The sequence below is a fragment of the Xanthomonas sp. SS genome (assembly GCF_014236835.1).
Classification (GTDB): Bacteria; Pseudomonadota; Gammaproteobacteria; order Xanthomonadales; family Xanthomonadaceae; genus Xanthomonas_A.
On record NZ_CP051190.1, the window covers coordinates 2,282,020 to 2,306,952 of the forward strand.

Annotated in this window: 16 protein-coding genes; 9 read left to right on the forward strand and 7 right to left on the reverse strand. The window is 68.2% G+C overall.

Annotated elements, in window-relative coordinates:
• Positions 1 to 2: 2 nt before the first annotated feature.
• Positions 3 to 239 (reverse strand): hypothetical protein, encoded by a 237-nt coding sequence (locus tag HEP74_RS09390; protein WP_185816199.1) that lies wholly within the window; start codon positions 237 to 239, stop codon positions 3 to 5.
• A gap of 129 nt (positions 240 to 368) precedes the next feature.
• Between HEP74_RS09390 and HEP74_RS09395 the strand changes: the two genes are divergently transcribed.
• From HEP74_RS09395 to HEP74_RS09425, 7 genes are all read left to right on the forward strand, one after another.
• Positions 369 to 935: a glutathione peroxidase gene (locus tag HEP74_RS09395; protein WP_255427922.1), complete on the forward strand. Its 567-nt coding sequence runs from the start codon at positions 369 to 371 to the stop codon at positions 933 to 935.
• An 87-nt stretch (positions 936 to 1,022) separates the two neighbouring features.
• Entirely contained in the window at positions 1,023 to 1,970 is a 948-nt protein-coding gene (locus HEP74_RS09400) for an FKBP-type peptidyl-prolyl cis-trans isomerase (RefSeq protein ID WP_185816200.1), read from the forward strand.
• 15 nt (positions 1,971 to 1,985) lie between these two features.
• A complete protein-coding gene (locus HEP74_RS09405) occupies positions 1,986 to 3,329 on the forward strand; it encodes a UDP-glucose dehydrogenase family protein (protein WP_185816201.1) in 1,344 nt (447 codons plus the stop codon).
• A complete protein-coding gene (locus HEP74_RS09410; RefSeq protein WP_185816202.1) occupies positions 3,292 to 3,555 on the forward strand; it encodes a SlyX family protein in 264 nt (87 codons plus the stop codon). The genes HEP74_RS09405 and HEP74_RS09410 overlap by 38 nt, the downstream gene beginning before the upstream one ends.
• Before the next feature lie 21 nt (positions 3,556 to 3,576).
• Entirely contained in the window at positions 3,577 to 4,356 is a 780-nt protein-coding gene (locus HEP74_RS09415) for a DUF2058 domain-containing protein (protein WP_185816203.1), read from the forward strand.
• A gap of 2 nt (positions 4,357 to 4,358) precedes the next feature.
• Positions 4,359 to 6,503, forward strand: coding sequence for an acyltransferase family protein (locus HEP74_RS09420; protein ID WP_524540778.1), 2,145 nt, complete (start codon positions 4,359 to 4,361; stop codon positions 6,501 to 6,503).
• A 31-nt stretch (positions 6,504 to 6,534) separates the two neighbouring features.
• Positions 6,535 to 7,356 carry a transporter gene (locus HEP74_RS09425; protein ID WP_185816205.1) on the forward strand — a complete coding sequence of 274 codons (822 nt, stop codon included), beginning with the start codon at positions 6,535 to 6,537 and terminating at the stop codon, positions 7,354 to 7,356.
• Positions 7,357 to 7,681: 325 nt separating this feature from the next.
• Here HEP74_RS09425 and metH read toward each other — a convergent pair whose 3' ends face one another.
• The 3 genes from metH to HEP74_RS09440 all read right to left on the reverse strand — a co-directional run bounded on the left by metH (position 7,682) and on the right by HEP74_RS09440 (position 12,675).
• A complete protein-coding gene (gene metH, locus HEP74_RS09430) occupies positions 7,682 to 10,459 on the reverse strand; it encodes a methionine synthase (RefSeq protein WP_185816206.1) in 2,778 nt (925 codons plus the stop codon).
• A gap of 117 nt (positions 10,460 to 10,576) precedes the next feature.
• Positions 10,577 to 11,695, reverse strand: a complete 1,119-nt coding sequence (locus tag HEP74_RS09435; RefSeq protein ID WP_185816207.1) for a homocysteine S-methyltransferase family protein — start codon at positions 11,693 to 11,695, stop codon at positions 10,577 to 10,579.
• Complete coding sequence (locus tag HEP74_RS09440) at positions 11,692 to 12,675, reverse strand: ArsR/SmtB family transcription factor (RefSeq protein ID WP_185816208.1); 984 nt, start codon at positions 12,673 to 12,675, stop codon at positions 11,692 to 11,694. The genes HEP74_RS09435 and HEP74_RS09440 overlap by 4 nt, the downstream gene beginning before the upstream one ends.
• Positions 12,676 to 12,769: 94 nt before the next feature.
• Here HEP74_RS09440 and HEP74_RS09445 point away from each other — a divergent pair, with 94 nt between their 5' ends.
• The gene (locus HEP74_RS09445) at positions 12,770 to 13,951 is read left to right on the forward strand and encodes an acyl-CoA dehydrogenase family protein (protein WP_185816209.1); all 1,182 of its coding nucleotides are present in this window, start codon (positions 12,770 to 12,772) and stop codon (positions 13,949 to 13,951) included.
• Between the two features lie 305 nt (positions 13,952 to 14,256).
• On the opposite strand, the gene HEP74_RS09450 is transcribed toward HEP74_RS09445, so the two are convergent.
• From HEP74_RS09450 to HEP74_RS09460, 3 genes are read right to left on the reverse strand one after another with little or no spacing between them, the layout of a single operon-like run.
• Positions 14,257 to 17,430 carry a multidrug efflux RND transporter permease subunit gene (locus HEP74_RS09450; protein ID WP_185816210.1) on the reverse strand — a complete coding sequence of 1,058 codons (3,174 nt, stop codon included), beginning with the start codon at positions 17,428 to 17,430 and terminating at the stop codon, positions 14,257 to 14,259.
• Positions 17,431 to 17,442: 12 nt separating this feature from the next.
• Positions 17,443 to 18,726, reverse strand: a complete 1,284-nt coding sequence (locus HEP74_RS09455; RefSeq protein ID WP_185816211.1) for an efflux RND transporter periplasmic adaptor subunit — start codon at positions 18,724 to 18,726, stop codon at positions 17,443 to 17,445.
• Complete coding sequence (locus tag HEP74_RS09460) at positions 18,723 to 19,382, reverse strand: TetR/AcrR family transcriptional regulator (RefSeq protein ID WP_053835690.1); 660 nt, start codon at positions 19,380 to 19,382, stop codon at positions 18,723 to 18,725. The genes HEP74_RS09455 and HEP74_RS09460 overlap by 4 nt, the downstream gene beginning before the upstream one ends.
• Before the next feature lie 253 nt (positions 19,383 to 19,635).
• Between HEP74_RS09460 and HEP74_RS09465 the strand changes: the two genes are divergently transcribed.
• Positions 19,636 to 24,744, forward strand: coding sequence for an NAD-glutamate dehydrogenase (locus HEP74_RS09465; RefSeq protein ID WP_185816212.1), 5,109 nt, complete (start codon positions 19,636 to 19,638; stop codon positions 24,742 to 24,744).
• Positions 24,745 to 24,933 lie beyond the last annotated feature (189 nt).

Here is a 24,933-nt window from a genome sequence, read left to right on the forward strand (position 1 = left end):
GGTCAGCTCCGTGGGCGCAGCGTGTGCGCGAAGGAGAAATAGGGCATCGACAGCGATGCGCGCATCCGCCGTACCGGCGCGGGCGCGGCGGGAGGGGCGCGGCTGTCTTCCTGCGGCTCGCTGGCGCCATAATCGGGCGACCGTCCCTGGCTACCTTGGGCGCCGACCCAGCTCACCGAGAACAGGGCGCCGACGATGACCATGGCCGGAAGGCTGCGCTGCATGCGTTGGAGGTTCATCATTTCCCCTGCTCTGGGTGAGTGGTGTTGTATTTAACTATAACACCGTCACACGTCATGTCAACACAGCGACCACCCCAACTCATGGCCTAGTGCCTGCGCGTTTCCCTTTCTCCTTACGGTGCCCCGATGAAACTATCCAAACGCTTGTTTTTCCTCGCGATCCTGGCCGCTGCCGGCACCGTCGGCAGTGCCTGGGCGGCGTCGCTGCTGGACCAGGACTACCGTCCGCTGGCCGGCAAGGACAAGGTGAATCTGAACAAGACCTACGGCGGCAAGGTGCTGCTGGTGGTCAATACCGCCAGCAAGTGCGGCTTCACCCCGCAATACGACGGCCTGGAGCAGCTGCAGCAGCGCTACGCCGCGCAGGGTTTCAGCGTGCTCGGTTTCCCGTCCAACGACTTCAAGGGGCAGGAGCCCGGTTCGGAGAAGCAGATCCAGGAATTCTGCACGCTGACCTACGGGGTCAAGTTCCCGATGTTCGAGAAGGTGCATGTGCTCGGCGCCGAGGCGACGCCGCTGTACCAGCAGCTGACCAAGGCCACCGGCGTGGCGCCGGGCTGGAACTTCCACAAGTATCTGATCGCGCGCGACGGACGCGTGGTCGCGCAGTTCCCCAGCAAGATCGCGCCGGACGATCCGGCCCTGCGTGCGGCCATCGAACGCGAACTGAAAGCGCAGTCGGGATCACATTGAATCCGGGTCGATATCGTTGCCGCGCATGCGACAATGCGGCCTCTGCGCCATGGCGGCGCCTCTAATTCACTTCCAGGAAAGTAGCGAATGAAGATGGGAATGCGCGGCGCCGTGGCGTCGCTGTTGATGGGGATGGCGATGGTGGCGGGCAGCGCGTCCGCGCAGGCCCCGGCTGCGGCCAAGCCGGCGGCGCTGAGCAGCGAGAAGCAGAAGGTCAGCTATGCGATCGGCATGGACGTGGCGCGCTCGTTCGAGCCCATCGCCCAGGACATCGATCTTGACGCCATGCAGCGCGCGATCGAGAACGCGTTCAAGGGCGGCAAGCCGTTGTTGTCCGACGAGCAGGCACAGGCCACCGATACCGCATTGCGCACGCAGATGGCCGCGCGCGCCGGGCAGCCGATTCCGGGCATGGCGCCGGGCAGCCAGCCGCCGCCGGTGTCCAAGCAGAACGTGGGCCTGATGCTCGGCGATCGTGCGGTCGGCCCGTCGCTGGCGCGGATCCAGAACGAGATCGATCTGGCCACCTTGATGGGCGCGGTACGCACCGTGTTCGCCAAGGGCGACACCGCGATGACCCAGGAGCAGGCGGCCGCCACGCTGCAGGCCTACAGCGCCTCCAAGCAGGCCGCCGCGTCGACCGAGAACCGTGAGAAGGGCAACGCCTTCCTGGCCCAGAACAAGACCCAGAAGGGCGTGGTCACCACGCCGTCGGGCCTGCAGTACATGGTGCTGCGCCAGGGCAGCGGCGAACGGCCGATGCCGACCAGCAAGGTGCGGGTGAACTACGAAGGCAAGCTGCTCAATGGCGAGGTGTTCGACAGCTCGTACAAGACCGGGCAGCCGGCCGAGTTCTCGCTCAGCCAGGTGGTGCCGGGCTGGAGCGAGGGCGTGGCGCTGATGCCGGTCGGCTCCAAGTACCGTTTCTGGATTCCGTCGAACCTGGGCTACGGCCCGCAGGGCACGCCGGGCGGCCCGATCGGCCCGGATTCCATGCTCACCTTCGACGTCGAACTGTTGGGCATCCTTCAATAACCGAAAGGAGATTACATGCGCGTAGCGATATTCGGCACCGGCTATGTCGGGCTTGTCACCGGAACCTGTCTGGCCGAGGTAGGCCATCACGTGGTGTGCGTGGACATCGACCAAGCCAAAGTGGATGGGCTCAACAAGGGCGTGGTCCCGATCTACGAGCCTGGCCTCTCGCCGATGGTCAAGGCCAATCACGCCGCACGGAGGCTGTTCTTCACCACCGACGCGGCCAGCGCCATCGCGCATGGAGATATCGTGTTCATCGCCGTCGGCACGCCGCCGGACGAGGACGGTAGCGCCGATCTGCAGTACGTGCTGGCGGTGGCCCGCACCATCGGCCAGCACATCCAGGGACCGACCGTGGTGGTCAACAAGTCGACGGTGCCGGTCGGGACCGCCGACAAGGTGCGCGCTGCGATCGCCGCCGAGCTGGACAAGCGCGGCGAGACGATCGAGTTCGACGTGGTGTCCAATCCGGAGTTCCTGAAGGAAGGCGACGCCGTCGCCGACTGCATGCGTCCGGACCGCATCGTGATCGGCAGCAGCAAGCCGGGCACCGCCGCGCGCCTGCGCCGCCTGTACGCGCCGTTCAACCGCAACCACGACCGCATCGTGGAGATGGACGTGCGTTCGGCCGAGCTGACCAAGTACGCGGCCAACGCGATGCTGGCGACCAAGATCAGTTTCATGAACGAGATCGCCAACATCGCCGAGCGGGTCGGCGCCGACGTGGAGAAGGTGCGCCAGGGCATCGGCTCGGATCCGCGCATCGGCTGGCACTTCATCTACCCGGGCGCCGGCTACGGCGGCTCGTGCTTCCCCAAGGACGTGCAGGCGCTGGCGCGCACCGCGCAGCAGTACGGCCACGAGGCCAAGCTGCTGGACGCGGTGGAAGCGGTCAACGAGGCGCAGAAGGGCCATCTGTACGAGCTGATCCAGCGCCACTACGGCGGCCAGAGCGTGGCCGGCAAGACCTTCGCGGTGTGGGGCCTGGCGTTCAAGCCCAATACCGACGACATGCGCGCCGCGTCCAGCCGCCGCCTGCTGGCGCAGCTGTGGGAGGCCGGGGCGACGGTGCGTGCCTACGATCCGGAGGCCACCGAGGAAGCCAAGCGCATCTTCGGCGAACGCGACGACCTGAGCTTCTGCGAGGATGCCTTCGCGGCGCTGGAAGGCGCCGACGCGCTGGTCGTGGTCACCGAGTGGAAGCAGTTCCGCAGCCCGGATTTCACCCGGATGAAGGAACTGCTCGGCGACGCGGTGGTGTTCGACGGCCGCAATCTCTACGATCCGCAGGAAATCGAGACCTTCGGCCTCGCTTACTATGGCATCGGCCGCGGGCGTTCGATCAGTGAAACATGATTTCTCCACCCAGGATCGACTGCTGGAGAATCGGTTGATCGAGCTGGAGACGCGCCTGTCCTTCCAGGAGCAGGCGCTGTCCGAGGTCAGCGATGCGTTGGCCGAGGCGCGCGCCGAAAGCCAACGCAACGCCGTGCTGCTGCGCCACCTGCTCGAAGACCTGGGCAAGGTGCGCAGCACGCTGTATGCCGACGCCGCCGACGAACCACCCCCTCCGCATTATTGATACCGATCCGATCCTGCCACGATGAGCGATACCCTCCGCGACCAGCTGCTGGGCCTGGGCTTCAAGCCTGTGCCGAAACCCGAACGCCCAGAGCGCAACGCCACGCCCGCGCAGCCGTCGCGCGGGCGGCCCGGCCAGCATCCGGCGCATGGCCACAAGCCGGCCGGCGCGCGTGGCGAGCGCCCGCACGCCGCCGGCAAGCCCGGTGGCGGACGCGCGCATGACGGCGCCGGCCGTCCGCGTGGCGACGGTGCCGCTCGTCCTCCGCATGCGGCAGGCGACGGCCGCGGCCGTCCGCAGGGTGCGGGCAGGCCGCAGGGCGCGCCTGGCCAACAGCCGGCGCGGCCGCATGCCGCACGGCCGCCGCGCACGCGCGAGGACATCGACCTGGCCAAGGCCTATGCGATCCGTGCGCAGCGCGAGAAGGACGAGCGCATCGAGGCCGAACGGCTCAAGCAGGAGCAGGCGCGGCTGCGCCGCGAGGCGCGGGCCAAGCTCGACGAACTGGTGAAGGACCAGGCGCTGAATCATGCCGAGGCCGACATCGCCCGCCACTTCCCCTATGGCGGCAAGATCAAGCGCATCTATGTCACCGCCGAGCAGCTCAAGGCGCTCAATGCCGGCGAGCTGGGCGTGCTGCAGCAGAACGGCCGCTACCTGCTGGTGACGGCGGCGCTGCTGGATCAGGCCGAGGCGATCTTCCCGGCGTCGGTGGCGTTGCGGGTCGATCCGAACGCCACAGCCGAAGAAGATCCCTACGCCGATCCGAAGTACCAGATCCCCGACGATCTGGTCTGGTAAGCATGGCTTTCCCAGGGATGGGGAGCGCAGGGAACGAGCGCCTGCGCACGTCATCGCCCGCACACGCGGCGGGCGGCTATCTGCCGTATATCGATGGACTGCGCGCGCTCGCGGTGCTGGCGGTCATCGCCTACCACCTGGATCCGGCCTGGCTGCCGGGCGGTTTCACCGGCGTCGACGTGTTCTTCGTGATCTCCGGCTTCGTGGTCAGCGCCTCGCTGCAACGCTTGCCCACAGCCGGCAGCTTGGGCGTGTTCGCGCAGTTCTATGCGCGGCGCATGCGCCGCATCGCGCCGGCGCTGGTGGCCTGCCTGCTGATCACCGCGCTGGCCAGCGGCCTGTTCATTCCCGACTCCTGGTTGAGCGAGACCAGCGCCAAGACCGGGCGCATGGCCTTCGTCGGCCTCAGCAACTGGGTGCTGGCCGCGACCGGCAACGATTATTTCTCGCCGAAGGCCGAGTTCAATCCGTATACGCATACCTGGTCGCTGGGCGTTGAAGAGCAGTTCTACCTGCTGTTCCCGTTGCTGTTCCTGGCCTGGAACCGTGGCGGCCGCGGCCGCGTGTGGTCGACGCTGCTGGTGGCGCTGGCCTCGGCCGGCTCGCTGGCGTATGCGCTGCTGCGCAGCCGCGGCGGCGGCGAGGCCGGCGATGCGTTCTACCTGACCACCGCGCGCTTCTGGCAACTGGGCAGCGGTGTGCTGCTGTACCAGGCACTGGCGCTGAGCGGGCGTTTCGATGCCGGCGCCGCGCCAGCGCCGCGTGCGACCTGGAACTGGCGTTCGCCGCTGCTGGCATTGGCGCTGGGCTTGGTCGGTTACGGATTGTGGCGTGCGCGCCCCGGGTACTCGCCGTGGCCCGATGGCCTGTGGCCGGTGTTGGGCACGCTGGGCCTGCTGGGATTGCTGCATGGCGCGCCGGCCGGCTGGATCAAGCGGGCGCTGTCGCAGCGCGCGGTGGTGGCGATCGGCCGCGTCTCGTATTCGCTTTACTTGTGGCATTGGCCGGTCTTCGTGCTGTTCCGCTGGACCGTCGGCCTGGAGTCGGCGCTGGCCAAAGCGCTGGCGCTGCTGCTGATGGCGGCGCTGGCGATCGCGTCGTACCGCTGGGTGGAACTGCCGTGGCGCAGCGGCCGCATCGGCAGGATGCGCACCCCGGCACGGACCATCGCCGCCGGGCTTGGCCTGATCCTGCTCGCCGCGGGCGTGCATGCGCTGCTGCTGGACACGCAGCGCTACTACTCGTTGAGCACGGTGAGCCGGCATCCGCTGGACTGGTACGCGTATGCCAAGGGCATGCGCAAGGAGTTTCCGCATTGCACGCTGAAGACCGGACGCGCGGAGCTGCAGGTCGGCAGCGCCAAGCTGTTCGAGCGCGGCGATTGCGACTTGCATAACCGCGATGGCGGGCAGCTGTTCGTCGCCGGCGATTCGCATGCGCTGGCCTACAACGAACTGCTGCGCCGCTTCGCGTTGCAGAGCGGCGTGGCGGTGCGCCTGTACGGCGTCGGCGGCTGTCCGATCGTCGGCCTGCAGGCCTGGCAGGCGACGCATGCCGGTTGCCAGGCCTACGAGCGCAGCACCCTGGCCGACGTGCAGGCGCAGGCGCGCGACGGCGATGTGCTGTTCCTGCCCGCGCTGCGGCTGCTGCGCCTGGCCGAGCAGACCCAACTGTTCGACGAGGCGGCGGTGATGGCCGAGCAGGACAGTGCGCAGGCGCAGGCGGTACGCGCCTCCGGCGAGGAGGCGGCGGTGGCGCTGCTGCAGCCGCTGGCGCAGCGCGGCGTGCGCATCGTGTTCGAAGCGCCCAAGCCGTTGTTGCGCGCGCCGCCGTATCGCTGTTCGGACTGGTTCAACCGCGGCAACGCGATCTGCGCGCGTGGCGTGCAGATCCAGCGCGACACGATGGAACGCTACCGCGCACCGGTGCTGCAGAGTCTGCAACGGATCGCCGCGCGGTTGCCGCATGCGTCGGTCTGGGACCCGTTGCCGGTGTTGTGCGAGCCGCAGCGTTGCGCCGGCATGCGCGACGGGCACCCGCTGTTCTTCGATGCCGATCACCTCAGCGGCTACGGCAATCGGCTGCTGTTGCCGAGCTTCACGGCGCACTTCAAGGCAGTGCAGGCAGAATCGGGCACGACGCCGTGAGTGTCGGCGCTCGCTCTTGCGGAGGCAGTCCATGACCACAGGCATTCCGGTTGCGCCGTTGCGCGCGCAGGTCCGCCGCCGCGGCGCGTGCGCAACTCAGCGTGCGGCGGCGCTCATGCTGGCGCTCGGCGCTTTGGGTGCAACGCGCGTCGCTCATGCCGACGATGCGCCGGCATTCGACCGCCCCGGCATCGGCTTCGCATCGCAGACCCTGCCGGCTGGCAGCGTCGCCTGGGAGCAGGCGCTGTCGGACGTGAGCTACGACCGCAGCGGCGGCGTGCGCAGTACCGAATATGTGGCCGACAGCCGGCTGCGGATCGGCCTGAGCGCGCAGGCGGAACTGCAATTGGCCATCGACAGCCAGGTCTGGCAGCGCGTGCGCGGCACCGGCCAGGATTTCCGCGGACATGGCGGCGGCGATGCCAGCGTCGGTTTGAAATGGGCCTTGCCGAGCACCCGCGACACGTTTTCCTGGGCGCTGCTCGGTACCGCCGCCGTGCCGGTGGGACGCGCGCCGTACGGCGACGACGGGCATCGCTACGACCTCGGCGTCAGCGCCGGCTGGGACCTGGACGGCGGCCGCAATGTCGCGCTGTACGCCAACCTCAGCGACAGCGACGACGGCCACGGCTGGACCGTGTCGCCGAGCTACACGTTCTACGCGCAGGGCAACCTCAGCGCCTATGCCGAAGCCGGCATCGGCGGCGGCGAGGACGAGATGCGCGCGCTCGGCACCGGACTGACCTGGTTGATCGCCCAGCGCGTGCAACTGGACCTGTCGGTGCTGCGCGGCTTGTCCGCGCCGACCTCGGATTGGCAGGGCGGACTCGGCGTATCGGTGCTGCTGCGCTGAGCGCTGTAAGCCCCTCTCCCGGCGGGAGAGGGGTTGGGGTGAGGGTGCGGCGCGCAGCGTCTCGCTGAGTTTAGGTATGCGAGGCTGCGCCCGTACCCTCATCCGGCCCTTCGGGCCACCTTCTCCCGATGGGAGAAGGAACAGCCGCTGCCCCTCTCCCGTCGGGAGAGGGGTTGGGGTGAGGGTGCGGCGCGCAGCGTCTCGCTGAGTTTGGGTACGCGAGGCTTCGCCCGTACCCTCATCCGCCCCGGCGGGGCACCTTCTCCCGGTGGGAGAAGGAAACACTGCGTGGCATGCGTCCCGGTGGGGTAGGGACCTACACCCCTCACTCCGGATCGTAGTCCAGGTTCGAGGCCAGCCAGCGCTCGGCCTGCAGCAGCGGCACGCCCTTGCGCCGCGCGTAGTCGGCGACCTGTTCCTTGGTCAGACGCCCGACCACGAAATACTGGCTCTGCGGATGGCTGAAGTAGTAGCCGGACACCGCCGCGGTCGGCAGCATCGCGAAGCTTTCGGTCAGCGACATGCCGGCATTGCGTTCGGCGTCGAGCAGCGCGAACAGGGTCTTCTTCTCGCTGTGCTCGGGGCAGGCCGGATAGCCGGGGGCAGGGCGGATGCCGCGGTACTTCTCGGCGATCAGCGCCTCGTTGTCCAGCGCCTCGTCGACGACATAGCCCCAGAATTCGCGGCGCACGCGCTGGTGCAGGCGCTCGGCCAGGGCCTCGGCCAGGCGATCGGCCAGGGCCTTGAGCAGGATCGCGTTGTAGTCGTCGTGCTCGGCCTCGAAGCGCGCCACGTGCGGCTCGATGCCGATGCCGGCGGTGACCGCGAACGCCCCGATCCAGTCCTGCTTGCCGCTGTCCCTGGGCGCGATGAAATCGGCCAGGCAGAAATCGGGTCGCTCGACGGGTTTGTCGACTTGTTGGCGCAAGAAATGCAGGAGGTGCCGGGACTCGGGACCCGGGACTCGGGACTCGATAGCAGCATCCGCGGCGGTTTCGGCGGTCAAGACGGGCGCTTCCGAGTCCCGAGTCCCGAGTCCCGAGTCCCGCCCCAGCACCACCTCCACATCATCCCCGACCGCATTCGCCGGCCACAGCCCGAACACCGCCTTGGCGGTCAGCCACTTCTCGGCGACGATGCGCTTGAGCATCGCGCGCGCGTCGCGGTACAGCTCGCTGGCCTGGCTGCCGACGACCGCGTCGCTGAGGATCGCCGGAAACTTGCCGGCCAGTTCCCAGGCCTGGAAGAACGGGGTCCAGTCGATCAGCTCGATCAGCTCGGGCAGCGGATAGTCGTCGAACACGTGCAGGCCCGGCTGCTTCGGCACCGGCGGCGTGTAGGTGTCCCAGCCGCCGTCGAAGCGCTGCGCGCGCGCCTTCTCCAGCGACACCAGGCGCTTGGCGTCGCCACGGTTCTTGTGACGCTGGCGGATCTCGGCGTAGTCGGCGTCGTTGGCGGCGACGAACGCGGCGCGCAGATCCTTGGAGATCAGCGACTGGGCCACGCCGACTGCGCGCGAGGCGTCCTTGACCCACACCGTCGGCGCGCCGTAGTGCGGGTCGATCTTCAGCGCGGTATGCGCACGCGAGGTGGTGGCGCCGCCGATCAGCAGCGGCATCGAGAAGCCCTGCCGCTGCATCTCGCGGGCGACGTGGCTCATCTCCTCCAGCGACGGGGTGATCAGCCCGGACAGGCCGATGATGTCGGCGTTCTCGGCGCGCGCACGGTCGAGGATGGTCTGGGTCGGCACCATCACCCCCAGGTCGATCACGTCGAAGTTGTTGCAGGCCAGGACCACGCCGACGATGTTCTTGCCGATGTCGTGCACGTCGCCCTTGACCGTGGCCATGACGATCTTGCCATTGGACTTGCCGGTGTCGCCGGTGCGCAGCTTTTCCGCCTCGATGTACGGCAGCAGGTAGGCCACCGCCTTCTTCATCACTCGCGCCGACTTGACCACCTGCGGCAGGAACATCTTGCCGGCGCCGAACAGGTCGCCGACCACGTTCATGCCGTCCATCAGCGGGCCTTCGATCACGTCCAGCGGACGCGTGGACAGCTGCCGCGCTTCCTCGGTGTCGATCTCCACGTAGGCGTCCACGCCGTGCACCAGCGCGTGCGCCAGCCGCGCGCGCACCGGCTTTTCGCGCCAGGCCAGGTCCTCGACGCTGCTCTGGCCCTTCTTGCCCTTGTAGCGCTCGGCGATCTCCAGCAGGCGCTCGGTGCCGTCGCGGCGGCGGTTGAGGATCACGTCCTCCACCCGCTCGCGCAGGTCCGGGTCCAGGTCGTCGTAGATCGGCATGCCGCCGGCGTTGACGATGCCCATGTCCATGCCCGCGGCGATGGCGTGGTACAGGAACACCGAGTGGATCGCCTGGCGCACGGTCTCGTTGCCGCGGAACGAGAACGACACGTTGGACACGCCGCCGGACACATGGCAATGCGGCAGGGTCTTGCGGATGATGCGGGTGGCCTCGATGAAGTCCACCGCGTAGTTGTCGTGCTCCTCGATGCCGGTGGCCACGGCGAAGATGTTCGGGTCGAAGATGATGTCTTCCGGCGGGAAGCCGACCTGCTCGGTCAGCACCTTGTAGGCGCGGCTGCAGATCTCGACCTTGCGCGCGCAGGTGTCGGCCTGGCCCTGCTCGTCGAACGCCATCACCACCGCGGCGGCGCCATAGCGCAGCACCTTGCGTGCGTGCTCGACGAACACCGCTTCGCCTTCCTTCAGCGAGATCGAGTTGACCACGCTCTTGCCCTGCAGACACTTCAGCCCGGCCTCGATCACGCTCCACTTGGAGGAGTCGACCATGATCGGGATGCGCGCGATGTCCGGCTCGGACATGATCAGGTTGAGAAAGCGGGTCATCGCCTTCTCCGAATCGATCAGGCCCTCGTCCATGTTGACGTCGAGGATCTGCGCGCCGCTGGCGACCTGCTGGCGCGCCACCTCCACCGCCTCCTCGTAGCGTTCTTCCTTGACCAGCTTGCGGAACTGCGCGCTGCCGGTGACGTTGGTGCGCTCGCCGACGTTGACGAACAGCAGGTCCGGGGTCAGCAGCAGCGGCTCGAGGCCGGACAGGCGGGTAATGCGCACGGACATGGTCAGTCTTCCAGGATCGTTGCGGTGGACGCGCAGGCGCGGCCGGCGGGCGCAGCGCACGCCATGCGGCGCGCCTGCGCTGCGAATGCGTAGCGGGGCAGGGGATGCGCGCGCATCTCAGGCCGCCTGTGCCTGCGCCGCCAGCGGCGTGCGCGGACGCAGCCCACGCACCGCCTCGGCGATCGCCTGGATATGCGCCGGGGTGGTGCCGCAGCAGCCGCCGACCAGGTTGAGCAAGCCGGATTCGGCGAACTCCTTGAGCGTCGCCGCCATTTCCTCGGGGGTCTCGTCGTACTCGCCGAACGCGTTGGGCAGGCCGGCGTTGGGATGCGCGCTGACGTAGCCGTCGGCGATCCGCGCCAGGGTCTCCACGTGCGGGCGCAGGTCGCTGGCGCCGAGCGCGCAGTTCAGCCCCACCGACAGCGGCCGGCCGTGCGCGACCGAGGCGTAGAACGCTTCGGCGGTCTGCCCGGACAGGGTGCGCCCGGAGGCGTCGGTGATGGTGCCGGAGATCATCACCGGCAGGCGCCCGCCGCGCGCGTCGAACACTTCCTCGATCGCGTACAGCGCCGCCTTGGCGTTGAGCGTGTCGAAGATGGTTTCCACCATCAGCGTGTCGGCGCCGCCGTCGATCAGGCCTTCGACCGCTTCGCGATAGGTGCCGCGCAGCTCGTCGAAGCTGGTGTTGCGGAAGCCGGGATCGTTGACGTCGGGGCTGATCGAGGCGGTGCGGCTGGTCGGGCCGAGCACGCCGATGACGAAGCGCGGCTTGTCCGGGGTGAGTGCCTCGACCGCGTCGCAGCAGTCGCGCGCGACCTGCGCGCCGGCCTTGTTCAATTCGTAGACCAGGTGTTCCAGGTGGTAGTCGGCCTGGCTGATCGAGGTGGCGTTGAAGGTGTTGGTTTCCAGCAGGTCGGCGCCGGCGTCGAGGTAGGCGCGATGGATGCCGGCGATGACTTCCGGCCGCGACAGCAGCAACAGGTCGTTGTTGCCCTTCAGATCATGGCCCTGCGGCGCGTGGTCGCAGCCGGGTCCGTGCACGTGCGTGCCGTCGTAGCCGTCGGCGAAACGCTCGCCGCGGTAGTCGGCCTCCTGCAGGTCGTGGCGCTGGATCATGGTGCCCATCGCGCCATCGATGATCAGGATGCGTTCGGACAGCGCCTGCAACAGCTTTTGCGTGCGCTGCGGATGCAGCCAGGGAATCTGGGACTGAGAAGAACCGTAAGAGATGCTCATTCGCTTGCTCCTGCTTTTGCCTTTGCGATTTCCGAATCCCCATTCCCGAATCCCGGCTTCACCGCAATCAACGAAATCACCTCGAAGTGCGGCGGCCGCTTTTCGCGGGTCACGGTTTCCAGGCTGGACACGTCCAGTCCGGCCTTGTCGACGAACTTGCGCAGCTCCTTGGAGGCGAAGCCCAGGTTGACGTGGCCGTAGGCCTGCACCGCGGCCTTGTGTTCGTGGCGGGCGAGGCTGCACAGCAGCAGGCGCCCGCCGGGGCGCAGCACCCGCGCCGACTCGGCCACCGCCTGCGCCGGCTTGGCCGCGTAGGTCAGCGCGTGCATCATCACCACCAGGTCGAAGCTGGCATCGGCGAACGGCAGCGCGTGCATGTCGCCTTCGCGTACTTCCACGTTGCTCAGGCGGCGCAGGCGTTCGCTGGCCGCGGCCACCACCCGTGCGCTGGTGTCGATGCACACATAGCGGCGCGCATGCGGGGCCACCAGCTCGGCCAGCACGCCGTCGCCGGAGGCGATGTCGAGCACGTCGCCGGTTTCCAGCAGCGGCAACGCGGTGCGCGCCAGCGCTTCCCAGGTGCGCCCGGGCGAGTAGTGGCGTTCCATGTCGCCGGCCACCGAATCGGCCCAGTTCTGGTCGGCGGCGCGGTTGGCCAGCACCGCGGCCACGCGCTCGGCGTCCTGGCGCAACAGCGGATCGTCGCTGCCGGTGCTCAGCGCCAGCCACAGCGCGCGCTGCGCCGGGTCCAGCTGCGCCTCGTCGAAGCGGTAGTAGGCCGACACGCCGGCGCGGCGGTCGCGCACCAGCCCGGCCTCCTTCAGCTTGGCCAGGTGGGTGGACACGCGCGGTTGCGCCAGCCGGGTGATCGCCGACAGCTCGGCCACGGTCAGCTCTTCCTGCTCCAGCAAGGCCAGCAGGCGTACCCGGGTCGCATCCGCGAACACCTTCAGCCGGGTCGACCAGTCCTCCAGATCCATTAATATCTTCCTATCGCGATATAGAGATATTCTGTTCCCGCGGGCGCATCGGGTCAAGTCGTGCACACGCCTGCGTATGGTCTGGGTGGCTACAATGGCGCACCAGACAGCCCGGGAGGGGTTCTACGTGGATTTCAGCTTTACTGAAGAACAATTGATGATCCAAGACGTGGCGCGACGCATCGCCCAGGAACGGATCGCCCCGAGCGCCGAGCATCACGACCGCACCGGCGAATTCCCGTTGGAGAACATCCGCCTGCTCGGCGAGAACGGGCTGATGGGCATTGAGGTGCCGGAGGAATACGGCGGCGCCGGCATGGACCCGATCGCCTACGTGCTGGCGATGGTCGAGATCGCCGCCGGCGACGCCGCCCATTCCACTATCGTGTCGGTCAACAACTCGCTGTTCTGCGCCGGCATCCTGAAGAACGGCAACGAGGCGCAGAAGCAGAAGTACGTGCGCGCGATCGCCGACGGCAGCCACATCGGCGCGTTCGCGTTGACCGAGCCGCAGTCCGGCTCCGACGCCACCGCGATGCGTTGCCGGGCGGTGCGCCAGGACGACGGCAGCTTCGTGATCAACGGCAAGAAGAGCTGGATCACCTCCGGCCCGGTCGCCAAGTACATCGTGCTGTTCGCGGTGACCGATCCGGAGCAGGGTTCGCGCGGCATCACCGCGTTCGTGATCGACACCGACAAGCCCGGCTTCCATCGCGGCAAGACCGAGCCCAAGCTCGGCATCCGCGCCTCGGCCACCTGCGAGATCGAGTTCCAGGACTACGTGGCGACCCCGGAGGAGGTGCTGGGCGCGCCGGGCGAGGGCTTCAAGATCGCGATGAGCGTGCTCGACGCCGGCCGCATCGGCATCGCCTCGCAGGCGATCGGCATCGCCCGCGCCGCCTACCAGGCCACCCTGGACTACGTGAAGGAGCGCAAGGCGTTCGGCTCGCCGATCGGCGCGTTCCAGATGACCCAGGCCAAGATCGCCGACATGAAGTGCAAGCTCGACGCGTCGCTGCTGCTGACGCTGCGCGCGGCATGGGTGAAGGGGCAGGGCCAGCGCTTCACCACCGAGGCCTCGGTGGCCAAGCTGACCGCGTCCGAAGCGGCGATGTGGATCACCCACCAGGCGGTGCAGATCCATGGCGGCATGGGCTACTCCAAGGAAATGCCGCTGGAACGCTATTTCCGCGACGCCAAGATCACCGAGATCTACGAAGGCACCAGCGAGATCCAGCGATTGGTGATCGCCCGTAACGAGACCGGGTTGCGCTGAGGCCGGGATTGGGGATTCGGGATTGGGGATTCGCCAGTTCCTGATCCGGTGAGGAACACGAAGAAGCGGCCGCAAGGCCGCTTTTTTTGCGGGAGGATAATGGTGGGTTCCAACCGGAGTGCATCGGGGTGGAAGCCCTGTGACGTCGCCAAGGCTTTTCACTAGAGGCTCGCGCCCCGAACCGTCCTGCCGAAATCCGACCAACAAAAAAGCGGCCTTGCGGCCGCTTTTTTGTAGCGATGAAGCGCGGGGTGTGCAAGGCGTGGAGATCCAATCCCGAATCCCCACTCCCCAATCCCGGCTCCTCACCTGTCCGGCTGGTTCCGGTTCTGCCCTTCCTGCTGGATCGCCACGTATTCCTTCGACGGCTCGTCCAGCTTGTCGCCGAGCATGCGCCGCACCACCACGAAGAACAGCGGGATGAACAGCACGCCGAGCAGGGTGGCGAACACCATGCCGCCGATCACGCCGGTGCCGATCGAGTGGCGCGCGTTGGCGCCGGCGCCGGTGGAGATCGCCATTGGCAGCACGCCGAGGATGAACGCGAACGAGGTCATCAGGATCGGACGGAAGCGCAGGTGCGCCGCCTCGGTGGCCGCTTCGCGCAGGGTCTTGCCCGCCGCACGCTGCTCCACCGCGAACTCCACGATCAGGATCGCGTTCTTCGCCGCCAGGCCGATCACCGTGATCATGCCGATCTTGAAGTAGATATCGTTCGGCAGGCCGCGCAGCAGCGAGAAGGTGATCGCGCCGAGCACGCCGATCGGCACCACCAGCAGCACCGACACCGGAATCGACCAGCTCTCGTACAGCGCCGCCAGACACAGGAACACCACCACGATCGACAGCACCAGCAGCAGCGTGGCGCTGTTGCCGGCGATGATCTCCTGGTACGACATGCCGCTCCAGTCGAAGCCGAAGCCCGGCGGCAGGTCGTTGTTGACGATCTCCTCCATCGCGCTCATCGCCTGGCCGGAACTGCCGCCCGGAGCCGGGTTGCCGACCACGTTGACCGCCGAGTAGCCGTTGTAGCGGCTCAGCGACGGCGAGCTGTAGATCCAGTTCGACTTCACCACCGTGCTCAGCGGGATCATCTGCGGCAGGCCGTCGCTGTCGGTGGCGCTGCTGCTGGGCACGTAGAAGTTGCGCAGCGACTCCGGGCCAGTGCGGAACGGCGCGTCGGCTTGCATGTTGACGCGCTTGATGCGGCCTTCGTAGAAGAAGTCGTTGACGTACACCGGCGCCAGCATCATCTGGATCGACTGGTAGATGTCGCTGACCGACAGGCCCATCGACTGCGCCTGTACCCGGTCCACGCTCAGCTGCAGCTGCGGCGCGTTTTCCAGGCCGTTGGGGCGTACCCCGGCCAGCGCATCCTGGCGCGCGGCGGCCTTGCCGAGCAGGATGTTGCGCGCCTGGGTCAGCGCCTCCTCGCCGGCACCGGTGCGGTCCTGCAGCCACATGTCGAAGCCGCCGAACTGGCCCAGGCCGTTCACCGTGGGCAGGTTGACCACGAAGATCTGCGCGCCCTTGATGCCGTAGAACATCCCGTTCAACTGCTGGATCAGGTCGGTGGCAGTGACGTCGCGGTCGGCCCACGGCTTGAGCCGGATGAAGCCCATGCCGACGTTCTCGCCGCGGCCCAGGAAGCTGAAGCCGGCCACCTGCAGCATGCCTTCCACGGCCGGCTGCTGCTGCAGCACGCCGCGCATCTGCGCGAACACCTCATTGGTGCGGCCGACCGTGGCGCCCGGCGGCAACTGCACGATCGCCAGCGCGAAGCCCTGGTCTTCCTCGGGCAGGAAGCTGCCGGGCATGCGCGTGAACAGGAAGCCGCACAGCACCACCAGCAACGCGAACACCGCCATCCAGCGCGGCGCGCGGCGAATGGTGCCGCCGACCGCGCCGACGTAGCGGTTGGCCAGCTTGTCGTAGTACTTGTTGAAGTTGCGGTACACCCAGTTCGGGTTCTCGTTGTGGGTGGCCTTCAGGAACGCCGCACACAGCGCCGGGGTGAAGCTCAGCGCCAGGAACGCCGAGAACCCCATCGCCATGGCGATGGTGATCGCGAACTGCTTGTAGATCGCGCCGGCCGCGCCGGGCTGCATCGCCGAGGGGATGAACACCGCCGCCAGCACCACGGTGATCGCCACCACTGCGCCGGTGATCTGGGTCATCGCCTTCTGCGTGGCCGCCTTCGGCGCCAGGTGCTCTTCGGACATGATGCGTTCGACGTTCTCGATCACCACGATCGCATCGTCGACCACGATGCCGATCGCCAGCACCATCGCGAACAGGGTCAGCTGGTTGATGGTGAAGCCGATCACCCACATGCCCAGGAAGGTGCCCAGCAGCGCCACCGGGATCACCAGGGTGGGGATGATGGTGGCGCGGAAGTTCTGCAGGAACACCAGCATCACCAGGAACACCAGCACGATCGCCTCGGCCAGGGTCTTGACCACCTCCTCGATCGAGATGCGCACGAAGGTGGTGCTTTCGTACGGGGTGAACCAGCTCACGCCCTGCGGGAAGCTCGGCTGCAGTTCGTCCATCTTGGCCTTGACCGCCTCGGACACGCTCAGCGCATTGGCGCCGGGCAGCAGCTGGATCGCGAACGCGCCGGTCGGCTTGCCGTTGTACTGCGTGTCGAAGCCGAAGCTGGTCGGGCCGAACGCGACCCGCGCCACGTCCTTCAGCCGCACCACGCTGCCGTTGCCGTCCGCGCGCAGGATGATGTTCTCGAACTGCTCGGGCGAACTGAAGCGGCCTTCGGCGGTGACAGTGGCGGTGAACGACTGCCCGGACGGGGCCGGATCCGAACCGATCGAGCCGGCGGCGAACTGCACGTTCTGCGCGCTGATCGCGTTGTACACCTGGCTCGGCGACAGGTGATAACCCTGCAGCTTTTCCGGGTTCAGCCAGATGTCCATCGCGTATTCGGCGCCGAACTGCTGGGTGCTGCCGACGCCGGGCACGCGCGAGATCTGCTCCAGCACGCGCGAGCCGACGATGTCGTTGAGCGCGCTGCGGTCGATCGACGGGTTGTCCGAACGCAGCGCGATCACGCTGAGGAAGCCGGCGTTGGCCTTGGCCACCACCACGCCCTGCGCGGTCACTTCCGAGGGCAGGCGCGGTGTCGCCAGCGACACCTTGTTCTGCACCTGCACCTGGGCGATGTCGGCATTGGTGCCGGTCTCGAAGGTCAGGGTGACGGTGGCGGTGCCGCTGGAGGAGGACGAGGAGCTGAAGTACAGCAGGTGATCGATGCCGGTCAGCTGCTGCTCGATCACCTGGGTGACCGAGCGTTCGGTGGTGTCGGCGCTGGCGCCGGGGTAGGTCGCGGTGACGGTGACCTGCGGCGGCGCGATCGAGGGATAGGACTCGACGCCGAGGTTGAGGATGGCGATCACGCCGCTGAGCGAGATCAGGATCGCCACCACCCAGGCGAAGACCGGGTGTTCGATGAAGAACTTAGGCATGGCGGGGGTCCGTTACTGCTGCTCGGGCTTGGAATCGGCCGCGGCGGCCGGCGTGTCGCCGCTCGCTGCGCCCTGCGGTTGGCCGGCGGCCTTGTCCTGCGGTGCGGCACCTGCGGCGGGCGCCTGGCCCTGCGGCGCGGCGCCACCCGGCGCCTGGCCCGGTGCTGCGCCCGGGGTCCACGGCGTGGCCTTGGCCGGCGCGCCTTCCTTGGCCTTCTGCAGGCCGGAGACGATGACCTGGTCGCCGGCGGCCAGGCCGGAGCCGACGATCCACTTGCCTTCCTGCTGGCCGACGGTGACCACGTCCTTGCGCAGCACCTTGCCGTCCTTGCCGACCAACAGCGCGTAGGCGCCCTTGGCGTCGCGCTGGATCGCTTCCTGCGGGATCAGGTAGGCGTTGTTGCGCTGGCCCAGGTTGGCGGCGAAGCTGACGAACGCGCCGGGCAGCAGCACCCGGTCCGGGTTGGGCAGCAAGGCGCGCAGGGTCACCGAGCCGGTGCTCGGATCGACCGCGGTGTCGGAGAAGTCCAGCGTGCCGGACTGGGCATAGACGCTGCCGTCGCCGAGCTTGACCTGCACGGTCGACTTGCCCTCGTCGTTCAGCGCCACGTTGCCCTGGGTCTGCGCCTGGCGCAGTTGCGCCAGTTCGTCCGAACTCATCGAGAAGTTCACGTACAGCGGGTCGAGCTGGTCGATCGTGGTCAGCAGGGTGGTGTCGCCCTGGCCGACCAGTGCGCCTTCGGTGACCTGCTGCTTGCCGGCGCGGCCGGCGATCGGCGCGGTGACGGTGGCGTAGCCCAGGTTGATGCGTGCGGTGTCCACCGCGGCGCGCGCCTGCTGCACCGACGCGGCCGAGGTGCGTTCGGTGGCCTCGGCGGTGTCCAGGTCGGATTTGGACACGTAGGCCTGCGGGGCCAGGCTGCGCGCGCGGGTGGCGGCGACCTTGGCGTTGGCGTAGGTCGCCTCGGCCGCGGCCAGCTGGCCCTGCGCCGACGCCAGCGAGGCGCGCAGCGGCGCCGGGTCGATCTGGAACAGCGGCTGGCCTTCCTTCACGTCGGTGCCTTCGGTGTACAGGCGCTTTTCCAGCACCCCGGCCACGCGGGCGCGCACGTCGGCGCTGCGGTAGGCGGACAGGCGCCCGACCATGTCGCGCTGCAACGGCAGCGTCTGCGGCTTGGCTTCCAGCACGCCCACTTCCGGCGGCGGCATGGCCTGCTGTTCCTCTTGTTTCTTGCAGGACGCCAACACCACCACGACGGCGCAGGCCAGGGCGAGAGAACGCAACGGGGAGGTCATCGGGTGGTACTCCGGTCTGGTATCGAAAACGAAAGGGAAGGGGCAGGGGGCGCGGCGAACGCGCGCAGAAAACCGTCGACGGCGAATTCGGCCCAGGCGCGCTGCGCGGCGGCATCGCTGCGATGGGCGGTATGGAAGCGTTGGCGCTCGAAATCCATCCCGACGATCATGCTCAACAGCAGTTCGGCCATGAAGTGCGGATCGTCATGGCGCAGCTGGCCGGCGGCCACCGCCAGTTGCAGGCGCTCGCTCAGGCGCTGCATCAGCGCCTCGGCGCTGTCGCGGAACAGCGCGCGCACCTGCTCGGGAAAATGCCGCGATTCGGCGGCGATCAGCTGGCAGCTCTGCAGCACGCTCGGCTCGGACAGCTGCTCCAGGTACTCGCGGGCGAAGCGCAGCAGGCTGCCGCGCAGCTCGCCCTGCGCCGGACCCAGGTGCGTGGCGCTCAGTTCGGTGTGGTCCTGCATCACCCGCTGCAGCAGGTCCTGCTTGCTGCGGTAGCGGCTGTACAGGGTCTGCTTGGAGCAGCCGGCGCGCGCGGCCACCGCATCCATGCTCAGGCGCATGCCGGCTTCGGCCAACAGTTCGCGCACGGCGGCGTACACGCGCTGATCGCGCGCCTGGGGCAGGCGGGACGGGGCAGGGGAGGCGGTCATTGAATGTGGACTATACCGTCCAGTTTAGAATTGGAACAGCCTTGACATCGGCGCGCCGATCGCGACAAGTCCCCGGCATCGGCGACGCTCCGCCGTACGAAGTTAGGACAGCGTGACGGCGGTGCGCGCGACTTTGCCCGATATGGCGTGTCGTTTCGTTCCCCGGCCCGGTTTGCGCCATGCAGCAAGGTAGTTGAACGCGCCACCGGTACAATTCTGGCTTTCCCAACGAGCATCGTTGTTGCTCCCCGTCATGAAACCCAAATCAGACGCTTCCCGTTCCAGCACGTCCTCGGCCGGATCCTCCAGCAAGTCCGCGTCCAAGCCCGCTTCCTCCTCGTCCAAGGCATCGGCCAAGCCGTCCGCCAAGCAGGCCAAGGCCGCCCCGGTCGCGAGCAAGCGCGGCGCGGCGCGCGCCACCGCCAATTCGCGGGTGATCGACGCGGTGCCGGCCACCGCCGGCGGCGGCTTCAGCCTGGAGCCGGTGTACGCGGCCCTGCGCCAGCGCTACCCGGGCGGCCGCCAGGCCGAGGCGCAGGCCTTCGCCGAGGAGTTCTACAAGCGCATGGAGGAGGACGAGTTCCCCCACCACAGCGCGCAGGAATGGGCGGCGCTGGCGGCGTCGATGCTGGAGTTCGCGCGCAAGCGCAAGCCGGGCACGTTCAACGTGCGGGTGTTCAATCCGAGCCTGAAGGAAGACGGCTGGGAGTCCTCGCGCACGGTGCTGCAGATCGTCAACGACGACATGCCGTTCCTGGTGGATTCGGTGAGCATGGCGCTGTCGGAGTTGGGCATCGGCGTGCACGTGCTCGGCCATCCGGTGCTGCGCATGAGCCGCGACAAGAGCGGCAAGCTGGAGACGGTCGGCGAGGGCAAGCCGGAATCGCTGATGCTGCTGGAGATCGACCGGCAGCCGCCGGAAGACATGCCGCGGGTGGATGCGGCGATCCAGCGCATTCTCGGCGAAGTGCGCAACATCGTGCGCGACTGGAGCGGCATGCGCGAAAAGATGCTGACCCTGGCCGACGACCTGACCACGCGGCGCCTGCCGGTGGACGACAAGGGCCGGCGCGAAGCGCAGGAGTTCCTGCGCTGGGCCGCGGCCGACCATTTCACCTTCTTCGGCTACCGCGAATACCGGGTCGAGAAGCAGGGCGGCGAAGACGTGCTGGCGCCGCTGGATGACAGCGGCCTGGGCCTGCTGCGCGGCCACGACAAGTCGCCGTCGCGGCCGGTGCGCACGCTGGCCGCGCACGGCCTCAGCGAATCGGGGATCAAGGAAGCGCTGATCCTGACCAAGACCAATGCGCGCTCGCGGGTGCACCGCAGCGGCTACATGGACTACATCGGCGTGCTGGAATTCGACGCCAAGGGCCGCATCGTCGCCGAGCAGCGTTTCCTCGGCCTGTTCACCTCCAGCGCCTACAACCGCCGCCCGTGGGAGATCCCGCTGGTGCGCGAGCGCCACGACTACGTGATGCGCAAGTCCGGGCTGACCCCGAGCAGCCACAGCGGCAAGGCGCTGCGCCACATCCTGGAGACGCTGCCGCGCGAGGAACTGTTCCAGTCCAACGAGGAAGAGCTGTACCGCACCGCCATGGGCATCCTCGGCCTGCAGGAGCGGGTGCGCAGCCGCCTGTTCCTGCGCCGCGACAAGTACGGCCGCTTCATCTCCGCCTTGGTCTACATCCCGCGCGAGCGCTTCAACACCGATGTGCGCCTGCGCATCGAGGCATTGCTGAAGGACGCGCTGCACGGCGAATACATCGACTCCAGCGTGGTGCTGGGCGAATCGCCGCTGGCGCAGCTGCATCTGATCGTGCGGCCCAAGCCCGGCGAAGCGCTGGAATTCGATACCACCGAACTAGAAGCGCGCCTGGCGCACCTGCTGCGCAACTGGCAGGACGACCTGCGCGAGGCGCTGGTCGCCAGCCACGGCGAGCGCGACGGCCTGCGCCTGGCCGCCAACTATGGCCGCGCGCTGCCGGCCGGCTACATCGAGGAATCGACCGCGCAGATCGCCGCGCGCGACGTCGAACGCCTGGCCGCGCTGCGCGGTCCCGACGACCTGCACCTGAGCCTGCAGGCGCTGCGCCGCGACGGCGCCGACAGCCTGCGCCTGAAGCTGTACCGCCAGCACGACGACCTGCCGCTGTCGGACGTGCTGCCGATGATGGAGAACCTGGGCCTGCGGGTGATCTCCGAGCGCCCGTACCGGCTCACCGTGGACGGCACGCTGCTGTACATCCAGGACTTCGAAGTGGAGCCGCTGGCCGGCAGCATCGATGTCGAGCGCGCCGATGCGCCGCTGTGCGAGGCGTTCGTGCGCATCTGGCGCGGCGATGCCGAGAACGACGGCTTCAACCGCCTGATCGTCGGCGCCGGGCTGGGCTGGCGCCAGGTGGCGATCCTGCGCGGCTACTGCAAGTACCTGCTGCAGACCGGGGTGCCGTTCTCGCAGGCCTACGTCGAAGAGACCTGCACGCGCTATCCGCTGCTGGCGCGGCTGCTGGTGGAACTGTTCGAGGCGCGCTTCGATCCGGCCACCGGCAGCGAGAGCAAGGCGCAGATCGCCGACGGCCAGGCCGTGCTGGCGGCGCAGCTGACCCTGCTGGCAGGCGGCGACGAAGGCGCGCTGAAGGCGCTGCAGCCGGTGATCGAAGCGCGCCGCGGCGACCGCGCCGCGCAGCTGGATGCGGCCAATGCCGCGCTGCTGAAGCTGTTCGACCAGGTCGCCAGCCTCGACGAGGACCGCATCCTGCGCAGTTTCAAGGGCGTGATCGAAGCGACCCTGCGCACCAGCTACTACCAGACCGGCAAGGATGGCGGCCTGGGCCATTGCATCAGCTTCAAGCTCGATTCGGCCAAGGTGCCGGAGCTGCCCAAGCCGCGTCCGTACCGCGAGATCTTCGTGTACGGCCCGCGCGTGGAAGGCGTGCACCTGCGCTTCGGCGCGGTGGCGCGCGGCGGCCTGCGTTGGTCGGACCGGCGCGAAGATTTCCGCACCGAGGTGCTGGGCCTGGTCAAGGCGCAGATGGTCAAGAACACGGTGATCGTGCCGGTCGGCGCCAAGGGCGGCTTCTTCTGCAAGCGTTCGCCGGCCGGAGGCGACCGCGACGCGGTGCTGGCCGAAGGCATCGCCTGCTACAAGCTGTTCATCCAGGGCCTGCTCGACATCACCGACAACATCGTCGGCGGCAAGATCGTGGCGCCGCCGCAGGTGGTGCGCCACGACCAGGACGATCCGTACCTGGTTGTCGCCGCCGACAAGGGCACCGCCACGTTCTCCGACATCGCCAACGGGCTGGCGATCGACCACGGCTTCTGGCTCGGCGACGCGTTCGCCTCCGGCGGCTCGGTCGGCTACGACCACAAGGGCATGGGCATCACCGCACGCGGCGCCTGGGAGTCGGTCAAGCGCCACTTCCGCGCGCTGGGCCGCGATTGCCAGAGCGAAGACTTCAGCGTGGTCGGCATCGGCGACATGTCCGGCGACGTGTTCGGCAACGGCATGCTGCTGTCGCGGCACATCCGCCTGCTGGCCGCGTTCGACCACCGCCACATCTTCCTGGATCCGACCCCGGACCCGGCGGCCTCGTTCGCCGAGCGCGAACGCCTGTTCAAGCTGCCGCGCTCCAGCTGGGCCGACTACGACGCCAAGCTGATCAGCGCCGGCGGCGGCCTCTATCCGCGCACGCTGAAATCGATCGAGATCAGCGCGCCGGTGCGCGAGGCGCTGGGCCTGGAGCCGGGCGTCAAGCAGCTCTCGCCCAACGAGCTGATGAACGCCATCCTCAAGGCGCCGGTGGACCTGTTCTGGAACGGCGGCATCGGCACCTACGTCAAGGCCGCCAGCGAGACCCATGGCGACGTCGGCGACCGCGCCAACAACGGTCTGCGCGTCAACGGCGGTGAGCTGCGCTGCAAGATCGTCGGCGAAGGCGGCAACCTGGGCCTGACCCAGCTCGGCCGCATCGAGGCCGCGCAGGTCGGGGTGCTGCTCAACACCGACTTCATCGACAACTCGGCCGGTGTGGACACCTCCGACCACGAGGTCAACATCAAGATCCTGCTCAACGACGTGGTGCAGGCCAAGAAGCTGACCGTGGCCGCGCGCAACACGCTGCTGGCGTCGATGACCGACGAGGTCGCCGAGCTGGTGCTGTGGGACAACATCCGCCAGAACCAGGCGCTGAGCCTGATGGAGCGGATGAGCGTCAAGCGCCTGGGCTCCAAGCAGCACTTCATCCGCACCCTGGAAGCGCAGGGCCTGCTCGACCGGCAGATCGAATACCTGCCGTCGGACGCGGAGATTTCAGCGCGCAAGGCCCGCGGCCAGGGCCTGACCCGGCCGGAGCTGGCGGTGCTGCTGTCCTACTCCAAGCTGGTCGCGTTCCAGCAGCTGCTGGAATCGGACATCCCCGAGGACCCGTACCTGTCCAAGGAGCTGCAGCGCTACTTCCCGCAGCCGCTGCAGAAGAAGTACGCCGATGCGATGGAGCGGCACCGGCTGAAGCGCGAGATCATCGCCACCGCGGTCACCAACACCACCATCAACCGCATGGGCGCGACTTTCCTGATGCGCATGCAGGAAGACACCGGGCGCAGCATCGGCGAGGTGGCCAAGGCGTACACCATCAGCCGCGAGACGCTGGATGCGCGCGCGCTGTGGACGCAGATCGACGCACTGGACGGGCAGGTGCCCGAGTCGGTGCAGATCGATGCGCTGGAAGTGATCTGGAGGCTGCAGCGCGCATTCGTGCGCTGGCTGCTGTTCCGGCCCGGCCCGATGCCCGGCATCACCGCGGCGGTGGACCGCTATCACGAGCCGTTCAACGACATCCGCGTCGCCTCCGGCGTGCTGTCGGACTCGCAGCGTCCGCTGTACGAGGCGCTGGTGCAGGAATGGCAGGACAAGGGCCTGCCGCCTGCGCTGGCGCAGCAGCTGTCGGAACTGCGCTTCCTGGAGCCGGCGTTCGACATCATCGAGATGGCGCGCACCCGCAAGCTCAAGCCGGTGGAGGTGTCGAAGGTGCATTTCCGCCTCGGCGAGGCCTTGCAGCTGCCGTGGCTGTTCGAGCAGATCGACGCGCTGGAGGTCAATGGCCGCTGGCATGCGGTGGCCCGCGGCGTGCTGCGCGACGAACTGGCCAAGCACCACGGCGCGTTGGCCGGGCAGGCCCTGGCGTTGCCGGGCGGCAATGCCGAGGCCAAGGTGCAGCAGTGGTTGCAGCGCGACGACAGCAGCCTGCGCTTCACCTTGAACATGCTGCAGGAACTGTCGGCGCAGAAGACGCTGGACTACCCGACCGTGTCGGTGGCGGTGCAGCGGCTGGGCCAGCTGGCGGCGCACGGCGTGTGATCCTCCGTGCGCGGGCCCGCGTTGCGGGCCCGGTGCGGAGGTCGGCAGCGCCGGGCCGTGTGGTCCGGTCGCTGCGGTTGTCGCCATGCCCCTTCCGGCGGAGCGGACATGGCGTCTGCCGCCATGCCGGCGCACCTCGCATGGTGCCGAAGGCCACGCTTGCGGCTGCGGCGCCGTTCGCCCTGGCGC

Bases quoted from the DNA above. Each gene is read 5' to 3' on its own strand.
- HEP74_RS09395 (WP_255427922.1), top strand. From the start codon at position 369: ATGAAACTATCCAAACGCTTGTTTTTCCTCGCGATCCTGGCCGCTGCC.
- HEP74_RS09410 (WP_185816202.1), top strand. From the start codon at position 3,292: ATGGCATCGGCCGCGGGCGTTCGATCAGTGAAACATGATTTCTCCACC.
- HEP74_RS09425 (WP_185816205.1), top strand. From the start codon at position 6,535: ATGACCACAGGCATTCCGGTTGCGCCGTTGCGCGCGCAGGTCCGCCGC.
- HEP74_RS09390 (WP_185816199.1), bottom strand. From the start codon at position 239: ATGAACCTCCAACGCATGCAGCGCAGCCTTCCGGCCATGGTCATCGTC.
- HEP74_RS09450 (WP_185816210.1), bottom strand. From the start codon at position 17,430: ATGCCTAAGTTCTTCATCGAACACCCGGTCTTCGCCTGGGTGGTGGCG.
- HEP74_RS09420 (WP_524540778.1), top strand. From the start codon at position 4,359: ATGGCTTTCCCAGGGATGGGGAGCGCAGGGAACGAGCGCCTGCGCACG.
- HEP74_RS09460 (WP_053835690.1), bottom strand. From the start codon at position 19,382: ATGACCGCCTCCCCTGCCCCGTCCCGCCTGCCCCAGGCGCGCGATCAG.
- HEP74_RS09440 (WP_185816208.1), bottom strand. From the start codon at position 12,675: ATGGATCTGGAGGACTGGTCGACCCGGCTGAAGGTGTTCGCGGATGCG.
- HEP74_RS09465 (WP_185816212.1), top strand. From the start codon at position 19,636: ATGAAACCCAAATCAGACGCTTCCCGTTCCAGCACGTCCTCGGCCGGA.
- HEP74_RS09405 (WP_185816201.1), top strand. From the start codon at position 1,986: ATGCGCGTAGCGATATTCGGCACCGGCTATGTCGGGCTTGTCACCGGA.
- metH (WP_185816206.1), bottom strand. From the start codon at position 10,459: ATGTCCGTGCGCATTACCCGCCTGTCCGGCCTCGAGCCGCTGCTGCTG.
- HEP74_RS09400 (WP_185816200.1), top strand. From the start codon at position 1,023: ATGAAGATGGGAATGCGCGGCGCCGTGGCGTCGCTGTTGATGGGGATG.
- HEP74_RS09415 (WP_185816203.1), top strand. From the start codon at position 3,577: ATGAGCGATACCCTCCGCGACCAGCTGCTGGGCCTGGGCTTCAAGCCT.
- HEP74_RS09435 (WP_185816207.1), bottom strand. From the start codon at position 11,695: ATGAGCATCTCTTACGGTTCTTCTCAGTCCCAGATTCCCTGGCTGCAT.
- HEP74_RS09445 (WP_185816209.1), top strand. From the start codon at position 12,770: ATGGCGCACCAGACAGCCCGGGAGGGGTTCTACGTGGATTTCAGCTTT.
- HEP74_RS09455 (WP_185816211.1), bottom strand. From the start codon at position 18,726: ATGACCTCCCCGTTGCGTTCTCTCGCCCTGGCCTGCGCCGTCGTGGTG.